Source organism: Streptomyces sp. NPDC052107 (assembly GCF_040680215.1).
Lineage (GTDB): Bacteria > Actinomycetota > Actinomycetes > Streptomycetales > Streptomycetaceae > Streptomyces.
Window position 1 is genome coordinate 1 of record NZ_JBFAWG010000159.1, and the last position, 9,500, is coordinate 9,500.

Consider the following 9,500-nt stretch of genomic DNA (forward strand, 5'->3'; position numbering starts at 1 on the left):
CTGGGAAACCCGAGACGACATGCACGACGCCTTTCTTCAGCTCGCACACTGCATGACCCTCGCCCGGAAGAACCCGGCATTCTGAAAGGAGTCCTAAGCGCACCGGGCTCTCCACAAGCTCCGCAGGGTTCGCGTTCGCCTCATGCTGTGCTCGGCCACGGTGTCGGGATGCGTGTTCCCCGGTAGTAGTAGCGCTTGGCGCTTACCCTGGCCGGGTCGAACAGCTCCCTTCCGTCCTCGGCGGGCCAGATGCCGTAGCGTCGGCGCAGTTCCTTCCACGGAGTTCGCCGATGCTTGCGCTCCTGCCACCTGACCACCTCTTTCCAGAGGTAGGACCTCAGGTAGCTGAAGGTCGCATTCGAGCATCCGTACTTGAAGTACGCGGTCCAGCCCCGCAGCATCATGTTGAGCTGACGCAGCAGGTCTGCGAGCGTCAGGTTCGTGCTCCGCCGGCACATCGTCTTCACCTTGGCCATGACGGCGGCCAGCGCCTTCTTGGCCGGATAGACGTACACGTAGTGCTTGCCGGTGCCCCGCTTCCGGTGTCGCTGGACGCGCCAGCCAAGAAAGTCGAGACCGTTCTCGATGTGGGTAATCAGGGTCTTCTCCGGCGACAGGCGCAGGCCCATCGTGGTCAGCACCCCGGCGAGTTCCTCCCGCAGAGCCTCGGCGTGCGCCTTGGTGCCCGACACCAGCAGGCACCAGTCGTCCGCGAACCGCACGAGGCGGTAGTTGGGCAGACCATGGCGACGTCGCTTGGCTCTCCCATACGGGCTGGCTCCGGGCCCACCCGGCCCCTGGCCCGGGTTCGACGTAATTCGGTGACATGGAGGGTCGAATCTGGGGTCTGACCTGGGCGGACATGAGTGTGGCCGCCTGGAAGGCGTTTCTCTAGGCGGTGGCGTTTCGGCTGGTCAGTGGGATGTGGCCTGGAGATCGAGAACCTGCTTGGGGTGGGGGATGCCGAGCTTGGCGAGCAGGTCGGACTGCGGCTTGGTCAGGCCGGTGACCTGCTGGAACGTGCCGCTGGCACCCGTGAAGGTCCCGACGTGGAGGCGTTGGAGCTCGCGGCGAGCCTGGGACCAGGTCGTGTCGGCTTGGGTCTCGATGATGCGGATCAGCAGGAGGGCGAGCCAGCACAGGACGACGTGGGCTCGGATGCGTTCTTCGAGCCGGTGGTAGACGGGTCGCAGGTCGATGATCTGCTTCATGTCGCGCCAGCCGCGCTCGACTTCCAGCAACTGCTTGTAGCCGAGCGCGATGTCCTCGGCGCTCAGCTGCGGGTCGCTGCAGCGCAGGAGGTACTTGCCGTCGAGGTTCGACTCCGCCTTGATCTTGGCGGTGTCGATGCGGAGCTTGCCGGCGGGTGTGGCGCGCAGGTAGCGGTTCAGTCCGGGCTTGCCGGCGATCTTTCCGCGCAGTTCGCCGCGCTTGAAGTCGCTGAGCTTGTCCGAATCATCGATCAACTCGGTGAGCTGGGAGACGAGTTGCTCACGCATGTGCCGGTCCCGTTCGGCCGCTTCGGGATTGTGGCAGATCACGAACCGCTCCGTCTCGCTGATCCGCACCTCCTTCACGCGCATGTTCTCGGCGATCTCGGTGTAGCGGCCCTGACGGGACAGGGCAGCCTTGACCTCGGGGGATCCGGAGCGGAGCTTCTCGCCGATGATGTAGGCGTGATCGCCCTGGCGCAGGTATCGGCGGTTCTCGGCGCTGGAGAAGCCGCGGTCGGTCACCCACACGATCTTGCTGAGGGTCCAGTCCCGCATGTCGTCCTTGACCTGCCGGATCACCGTCTGGTCCGAGGCGTTGCCCGGCCAGCACCAGCAGCGGACCGGGATTCCGTCGCGGGTGACAGCCATGCCGATGACGATCTGCGGGAGGTTATCGCGGGAGTCCTTGGACTTGCCGTAGGTGCGGAACCCGACCGTGTTCGGTTCACCGTCTCCCGGCCGGTCGCCGAGCGGCCGGCCGACGTTGTCGCACGCGACGGGCTCGTCGGGCTCCTCCAGTTCGAAGTAGGTGCTGGTGGTGTCGAAGAACAGCAGGTCCACTTCCAGGTTCAGCAGGTTCGCGACCTCGTCGAACACCTGCTTCTCCAGGTCGGCGGTCACCTCGTGGAGCCAGTCCATGGCCCGGTAGCAGGGCTGTTCGCCGATCTCGGCCAGCTGGTCGATGTGCGCGTCGTGGGTGATCCAGTCAGCGGCGGCCAGCTTGGACGACGGGGCCAGAGCCCGGTTGGCGACCAGGGCGAACAGCACACGCTCGGTGACGGACATGTCCCGGCGGCGGCCCCGCTTGGGTTGCCCGACCCGGCCCACGATCTGGTCGATCTTCAGCCGGTGCCACAGGTAGTCGAGCACGTAGGTGCCGCCGAACGGCACCGAGGAGACGAACTCCAGGTCGGAGGCGGCCGTCGCGGCCAGCGCGTCGCCCGGCTCCAGCAGCCTCGATAGAGACGTGACCAGGCGCTTGACCGCGTCGCGGTCGAGCTGGTCCTCACGCCCGAAGGTGAACAGCACCTTCGGCACCGCCCGCCCCTTGGCCGGGTCCCACTCGTTGTGGGCCAGATGCAGGTACCGGACCGTGCCGGACTTGTTCTCCCGCTTCGTCGTCTTCACGTACACGGCTCCAGACCCTACGAGCCGTGCCCAGGCCAGCGCAGGAGAATCACGAAAATCGCGTCTCTAGGCACTTCGGACTTGTGGAGCGACCTGCAGCCCCATGACCTGCACCTTCAGACCCGCGGAACCTCCAGGAGCCCCGAATTACGTCGAACCCGGGCCTGGGCGACATGCTCGTCCAGGACCGAGAGAGCCACATTGCTGAGCAATGGGGAAAGAATCGATCCCTGCGGAGTTCCGGCATCGGTGTCCACCCACGTGCCATCCTCATCGAGGATGCCCGCTTTGAGGAACGCCTTCACCAGAGCCAGGACGCGTTTGTCCCCGATGCGTTTCCGCACCCGGTCCATAAGAGCGGGATGCGAGATTTCGTCGAAGCAGGCTTTGATGTCCCCCTCCACGATCCACTCATATGAGCGGGATGCGAAGTGGTGCACCTCTGCCACCGCGTCATGGGCCCGGCGATTCGGGCGGAATCCATACGAGCATGGAAGGAAATCCGCCTCGACCACAGGCTCCAATACCGGCTTCAAGGACGCCTGGACCACCCGGTCGCGGATCGTGGCGATCCCCAGATAGCGGACCTTGCCGCCCGCCTTGGGAATCGCCCGCCGCCGCGCCGGAAGGGGCCGGAAGGTGCGGGCCTTGAGATCTTCCCGCAGTTCCACGAGGAACCCCTCCAGCCCGCGCACGGACTCGATGTAGTAGGCGGTGTCACCGTCCACTCCCGCCGTACGCGCGCCCTTGTTGTTCCGCACCCGATCCCAGGCCACCAGCAGGAAACCCGGGTCGGCAACGAGGTTGTACAGATCATCGAACCTGCGATGAGGATCATCACGGGCCCAACGGTGCAGCTTGGTCTGGATCTCCAGTACCCGGCGTTCCGCCTTGAGCAAGACGTATTCCAGCTCGTCAGTGTTCACCAACGTTCTCCCGGTATTCCAGCATCCTTACTGCCGACTTGCTGGCCCCCTTCGCCATGCGCGAGCCTCTCGCCCGCTCGGACTACTACGGGGCCTCCGCCCCATCCCGCACCTTCGACGGACGACGCGTCTATCCCACCGGTCCGAATGGATTCCGGATCGTGGGAACGGCACGGGACGGTTCCCGTGTTCACGGAGAATCGATTGATCAGTCCGGCATCCAGCTTTGCCCCGGCAGCATCGCCACGGTTACGCCGCAGGCTTTCGCCGTGGCCTCCCCACCGACACGCTAAATCGGCTTCGGAGTCGGCCCGCTCGGTGAACGGTCCGTGCACTGCAACCCGGCCCATATCCGCCAGATTTGAGCCGGTGCCACGCTTACGGAGCTTTGCCACTGGTTCCTCTCGTATGCCCTCTGATCTCGCTCGCCGGACCCGGCCCGTCTGGCAGTTCCGAACCGTCCCGGCTTTGTCAGCGCTGCTTCCCGCCCTCCCCGGCGTCTCCCGGGTCGGACTGCGCTCAGCTCCCACCGGGCCGCTGCGACGGCCCGGCGAGGAGGTCTTGCACCTCCTTCGATTCCCCACGCCTCACGGCGCACCAGCGCCTCGTGGCGCACGGCCGAGTTCGTCGATGCAGAGGAGATCGACGCGGCCGTAGCGGGCGATGGTCTTGGTCAGCTGCTTCTCGTCGGCGGCCTCGACCAGCTCATTGACCAGTTTCGTCGCGAGGGTGTAGCGAACGCGGTAGCCCTTCATGGCTGCCTCCTTGCCCAGGGCGATCAGCATGTGGGACTTGCCGGTGCCGCAGTCGCCGATCAGGCAAAGCACGGGGCGCAGCACGATCACCCCGCACTGCCGCTCCGGCAGCTCCGCGATCGCCTCGTACAGGCCGCTGGTCGACTCCATCTTCTGCAGCTTGACCCGCGCGGCCGCCAGCGCCTTCACGATCGGCCCGTTGATGACGAACGCCGACGCCCGCCCCTCCCGCTCCAGCTGGCGTGGATCTGCAAGAACACCTCGCATAGCCATGGCGGCGATGTCCCTCGATCACTGCCGTGCTTCATTTGAACAGTGCTCGATCGAGGGCTCCACGTAGTTCGGCGCGTGTGGTGTCGGCGGCCGGCAACAACGAGAGCACCGCTGTACTGAACAGCACAATGCGCACTCCGTCGGCTGCTGGCGTGACGCCGGGGAGCATGGGGATAACCAGCGCCGCCGTGGTCAACAGGAGCGTTGAGCTGAGTCTGCGCAAAACTCTTGTGACACGGGAGACGAAGTTGACCTCGGGCGTGTTGAACAGCAGCGCATCCCAGTCGCCAGTGGCAGCGGCCAGTGCACCACGGACGATCGATTCCGTGATGCTGTCATAGTCGCCCAGCGTCCGCACGGAGGCCATCGCCCGGCTGTGGTCACGGAGTGCTGCCGCCACGCGCAAGTGATCCGTGCGGATGCGGCGTCGTAGCGCCCGCTCGTGCCACCTCGCGAGGCGTACCGGGACGGGATTTCCCTCAATGATCCGAGCGATTCGGTCCAGGTCAGCTCGCACCACACGAAGAATCAAGGGACGCATGAACGAAGGCCGTTGAACAGCCAGAAGCCAGGCCAGGTAGTGCAACTGCCAGACCATCTGGTCCGTGACCTCTTCCCATGCCGGTCGCCAGTGACGCTCCAAGAGCCGCCATACTGCGTCCAGCGTCCGTCCGGCGATCATCCCCAGCACCGGCCCCACGCAGAGGAACAGTTGCCAGCCGGTGGCCCAATGCGAGTACGAGGGCCACACGACCGTCGCCGCCCACGGCAACCCCACCAGAGGAATGGCAACCAGCAGGAGACTGATCAGGAGGGGAAAGTCGTCTCCTGCCTGTGAGGCGGTTCGCATTTCTCGGAACTGGAACAGCACCTTGCGTCGGCGATTCCACAGAGTCCCGGCCGCGATCAGTACAACGAGCATGACCCCTTGTGTGAGGAGGGGGATGCCGAGACCGGGCGACTGCATGACCGCGAAGGGCCGGCCATTGAGGACACACAGCAGCAACCCGCCAGTGGCGCCAGCCGCGAACAGGCCGGAGAGCGAAGCGATCCGGTTGATCCGCGCTCGGTACACCACCGGAAGGATTGCTCCGATCGCGGCATTGTCCACCGCCGAGATCATGGAATCGCGCTCGTCGTCCTCCAAGCCGGGAAGGGCCGCCACACGCCTGCGGATCTTTGCATGCTCCTCGTCGGCGCTCCGACGGGCCTGTCCCTGGACTCGCCCATCGTCCCCAGCTTCGAAACGTGGCCACAACCAATCCAAGACGCTCACGTTGCCCCGCCCCCCTATGTTCAGGAGTATGCATGGCGCCGTGACCTGCCGAAAGGACATGTGACACAACTGCTAAGACCTGCCGCGCTGCCCGGAACCGCGGCCCGCCTCCAGGCCGCGCGGCATGACGACCACTAGCCTTCGCCGGCGGGCCGGAGGCTTCCAGCCTCTTCAGCGGCTCGGTGTAGACGTCGGCGATACGTGCTGTCGGGGACGAGAGGGTTCACTCCGCAGCCGAAGCGGTGGGTGGTCCACCCAACCCGCACCAGCCTCCCCAGACACCAACTCGTCGTAAAACCCCGCGGACCATCGTAAAAAACCCGCTCAGGGGCAGTTCCCGCCTCCGGCGACGGGCAGCGAGGCGTCCGGATCACGATAGGGTCCGCGCATGTCAGACGCGATAGCGACCGCGATCACCGCGGCGACGGGCCTCGGCGGGGCTCTCCTCGGCGCGGTGCTCCCGCAACGCTTCAACGCCCGCGAACGCGCCACCGAGGCCGAACTCGCCGACCGTAGACGGTCGTTCGAGGAACGCCGAGAGGCGTACACGGCCATGAACCGCGCCTCCGAGCAGTTCCACACGCTCCTCAAGGACGCCCTGCACCGCATTCGCGACGGCGTCTACATCGAGGAGGACCGCACCCGTCTCGAGGATTCCCGCAGGGAGTATCGCGACCGCTACGCGGCAGCCCAGATGATCGTCCCGCTGCGGATCATGGAGGCGTCGCGGGAACTCAACAAAGTCCTCGCGTGGGTAGACGCGGCGGCCAAGCGCATCGACCGCGGCCTCGCGCGTGACGGGGAGAGTGTCGAGCGCCTGCTCGTCGAGGTCAAGCAGGCGGAGCCCCGGCTGGTGGCGATGCGGACATTGATGCGGGAGGACCTGGGGATCCGGGACTAGCCACCTGAGGCACGGTCAGCGCAACGAACGAGGCCAATGTCAGCGTGCATGGGGGGGTTGGGACAGAGCCTCCCCGCCAGGTTCGCTCACGCGTCCCCTGCCTCAACCTAAAATCCGGCGCTGTCACATTGGCTGACAGGTGAGATGATCTTCTTGCTGATCGTGGTGGAGGGGGATTGTCCGTGGCGGGCCGTCGACCTGGACGGGGACCTGCTGGACATCCTCGTGCAGAGCCGCCGGCACAAGGCCGCGGCCGACGCCTCTTCCGCCGCCTGATGAAGAAGACGAGCACGGTGCCAAGGGTGATCGTCACGGACAAGCTCCGCTCCTACGGCGCGGCCCAGCGGTTTCTGTCCGCGTTCAGCGGCATCTCGCCCACTTCCGGCCCCGCCGCCACCTGATGACCGCCCACGAATAGCGAGCCGCGATGACCGTCCGCTTCGCTATCTGGGACCAGATCACTGGCGCTGCCGGCCAACCCGCCACGGCCTGAGCATAGGCCCGGACCGCAAGCCGACCATGCCTCCACGCACCGTCAGGCGCTTGCAAATTCGACGGCTGGATGCCGACGTCCTCGACGACGCACTCGGCGTCCGGCTTCCAACTCCGACGAGCGGGCCCGCTCACCTCAGAGCCGACGATCGCAGATCGGCCGGCGGCCGGTGCGCGCCGGTTTCTGCTTCCACTTTCATCCAAGCAGCGAGCGGTGCCGGGACAGGAGGGTTCCGGGGGTGACCAAGCGGTGCCGTCGCAGTCTGCCTGGTAGGTGCCGGGCCAGAGCTGCGAGCACGGCGCGGTCCGGCCAGGCAAGGCGCGGCCGGACGCCGGGTTGGCGGCGCAGCATCGCGTTCTCGTGGCGGAGCGCGAGCAGCTCGATGTCCTTGGCGTCCTGGGAGCGCGAGAGCAGCAGGAGCAGTGCGAGGAGTCTCAGGAAGAGCATGCTCAGCGCCATGCAGTCTGAGCCTGCCATGATCGACCTGGGGTGCAGATCTTGTGAGGGTGCCTCGTTGGGGTGATTCGCGCGGGTTCGGGATCTGGTGGTGTAAGGCGGTCTCTACCGTCGGCGAGGTGAGCCGGCCGTGGGTGCGGGCACCGGGTGAGGCGGGGTGGTGTGGTGCCGTCGTTGATGGCCGCGTTGGATGCTAGAGAGAGTGAATGCCGGGCCAAGGTCTTGGGGTTGGGCAAGCAGATCGCAGAGCTTTCCGAAGCGGTGCCCCAGGCGGAAGTCGAACTGTCCCGGCTGCAGATCACGCGGGAGACGGTGAAGCAGGTGCTGGCCGACGGTCCAGTGGCCACGCGTGATGCGGCTGGGTCGGCGGTGTCCGGGCCGGTCGATGTTGCCGCGGCACTGTTGGCGGCGGAGGCAGCGGGCGATGTGACGGTGATGTCACCGGACTACCAGCGGATCATCGCGTTGTTCGCGACGTCGGGGTCGGCGTGGCGGTGCAAGGACGTGTGCGTGGAGCTGGAGCTTCAGACCGAAGCCCGTCACGTGGAAGGTATGCGTTCGAAGCTGAAGCGCCTGGTGGAGCGGGGGATCCTGGCGGAGACCGCGCCGGGGCTGTTCAGGGTGGACGGACGGGAGTTGGGCTGGTGAGCGCCGCCCTGGAGTCCGGCGGTCTGGCGGTGACCGAGACCGCGTTCGCCGCCTCCCGCGGCCTGTTCGAGCAGGTCGCCACGGATCTGACGTCGCCGGACGCCGCCGCGTTGACGCATTCAGGGCTGGAGGACCTGCTCGCGGCGCGGATGCGCGAGGTGACCCGGCAGCTGTTCCAGGACCATCTGGACCTGCGCGCGGTGCGCGAGCGGCGGGCCGATCCGGTGGTCGATGCGGCCGGTGTCGAGCGCACCCGGATCGAGCGGGGCCGGACCCGGATCCTGTCCACGGTGTTCGGGAAGGTCACCGCGACCCGGATCGCCTACCGGGCCACCGGTTCGGCGGATCTGCACCTGGCCGACGCCGCACTGAACATGCCGGCCGGGATGCACAGCCACGGGCTGGCCAGGCTCGCCGCGACCGAGTCCGCCCGCGGCTCCTTCGCTGAGGCGGTCGAGCGCGTCAACGCGCTGACCGGCGCAGGGATCGGCCACCGGCAGGTCCAGGAGCTCGCCGTGGCCGCCGCGGCCGACATCGACGCCTTCTACCAGGCCCTGGTGCCCGAGCCGTGCACCGACGCCACGCTGCTGGTGCTGTCCACCGACGGCAAGGGCGTGGTGATAAGGCCCGAGGCGCTGCGCGAAGCCACCGCGAAGGCCGCCGCGGCCAAGAGTGGCAACAAGATGGCGACCAGGCTCGCACCCGGGGAGAAGAACGGCCGCAAACGGATGGCCACCCTGGGCACCGTCTACGACGCCGAGCCCGCCGTCCGCGGCGTCGACGACATCATCGCAAACCCCGCCGACCCCGCGAAGGAGCGTCGCCCGGGACCGAAAGCCAGGTCCAAGTGGCTGTGCGGCTCGGTGAACGACACCGCCGAGCAGGTCATCGCCGCCGTGTTCGACCAGGCCGAGGCCCGCGACCCCGAGCACCGCCGAACCTGGGTCGTGCTGGTCGACGGCGCCCGCCACCAGCTCGACCTCATCCGAGCCGAGGCAGCAGCCCGCCGGAACGTCACCGTGAACATCGTCATCGACATCATCCACGTGCTCGAATACCTAATAGCAGTGCACGGCGCCGGATGACCCCTACTCAATACCCGGAGCCCTGACTCCTTTCCACAGGCAGAGGGCTCCGTCGCCGTGCACTCT

The 9,500-nt window shown here is 66.8% G+C and carries 8 protein-coding genes and 2 pseudogenes; 4 read left to right on the top strand and 6 right to left on the bottom strand.

Going from position 1 to position 9,500, the window contains the following annotated elements; all coding sequences use genetic code 11:
- Nucleotides 1-140: 140 nt before the first annotated feature.
- From AB0M27_RS45145 to AB0M27_RS45165, 5 genes and pseudogenes are all read right to left on the bottom strand, one after another.
- On the bottom strand, nt 141-722 hold the full coding sequence (locus AB0M27_RS45145) for a group II intron maturase-specific domain-containing protein (protein WP_365731739.1): 582 nt from the start codon (nt 720-722) through the stop codon (nt 141-143).
- A 192-nt stretch (nt 723-914) separates the two neighbouring features.
- Complete coding sequence (locus tag AB0M27_RS45150) at nt 915-2,621, bottom strand: IS1634 family transposase (RefSeq protein ID WP_365731741.1); 1,707 nt, start codon at nt 2,619-2,621, stop codon at nt 915-917.
- 116 nt (nt 2,622-2,737) lie between these two features.
- Entirely contained in the window at nt 2,738-3,547 is an 810-nt protein-coding gene (locus AB0M27_RS45155) for a reverse transcriptase domain-containing protein (RefSeq protein ID WP_365731743.1), read from the bottom strand.
- A 617-nt stretch (nt 3,548-4,164) separates the two neighbouring features.
- A pseudogene (locus AB0M27_RS45160) lies at nt 4,165-4,371 on the bottom strand (ATP-binding protein); the annotation flags it as partial.
- Nucleotides 4,372-4,606: 235 nt separating this feature from the next.
- Entirely contained in the window at nt 4,607-5,722 is a 1,116-nt protein-coding gene (locus tag AB0M27_RS45165) for a hypothetical protein (protein WP_365731745.1), read from the bottom strand.
- 517 nt (nt 5,723-6,239) lie between these two features.
- On the opposite strand from AB0M27_RS45165, the gene AB0M27_RS45170 reads away from it, so the two are divergent.
- Together AB0M27_RS45170 and AB0M27_RS45175 are read left to right on the top strand one after the other, a co-directional pair.
- The gene (locus tag AB0M27_RS45170) at nt 6,240-6,752 is read left to right on the top strand and encodes a hypothetical protein (protein ID WP_365731747.1); all 513 of its coding nucleotides are present in this window, start codon (nt 6,240-6,242) and stop codon (nt 6,750-6,752) included.
- Nucleotides 6,753-6,935: 183 nt separating this feature from the next.
- Nucleotides 6,936-7,099, top strand: a pseudogene (locus tag AB0M27_RS45175) (DDE-type integrase/transposase/recombinase); the annotation flags it as partial.
- A gap of 341 nt (nt 7,100-7,440) precedes the next feature.
- Here AB0M27_RS45175 and AB0M27_RS45180 read toward each other — a convergent pair.
- Nucleotides 7,441-7,704, bottom strand: a complete 264-nt coding sequence (locus tag AB0M27_RS45180; RefSeq protein WP_365731749.1) for an integrase — start codon at nt 7,702-7,704, stop codon at nt 7,441-7,443.
- Between the two features lie 225 nt (nt 7,705-7,929).
- Between AB0M27_RS45180 and AB0M27_RS45185 the strand changes: the two genes are divergently transcribed.
- Complete coding sequence (locus AB0M27_RS45185; RefSeq protein ID WP_365731751.1) at nt 7,930-8,349, top strand: hypothetical protein; 420 nt, start codon at nt 7,930-7,932, stop codon at nt 8,347-8,349.
- Complete coding sequence (locus AB0M27_RS45190) at nt 8,346-9,434, top strand: hypothetical protein (RefSeq protein WP_365731760.1); 1,089 nt, start codon at nt 8,346-8,348, stop codon at nt 9,432-9,434. Before AB0M27_RS45185 ends, AB0M27_RS45190 begins: the two co-directional genes overlap by 4 nt.
- The last annotated feature ends 66 nt before the right edge of the window (nt 9,435-9,500 follow it).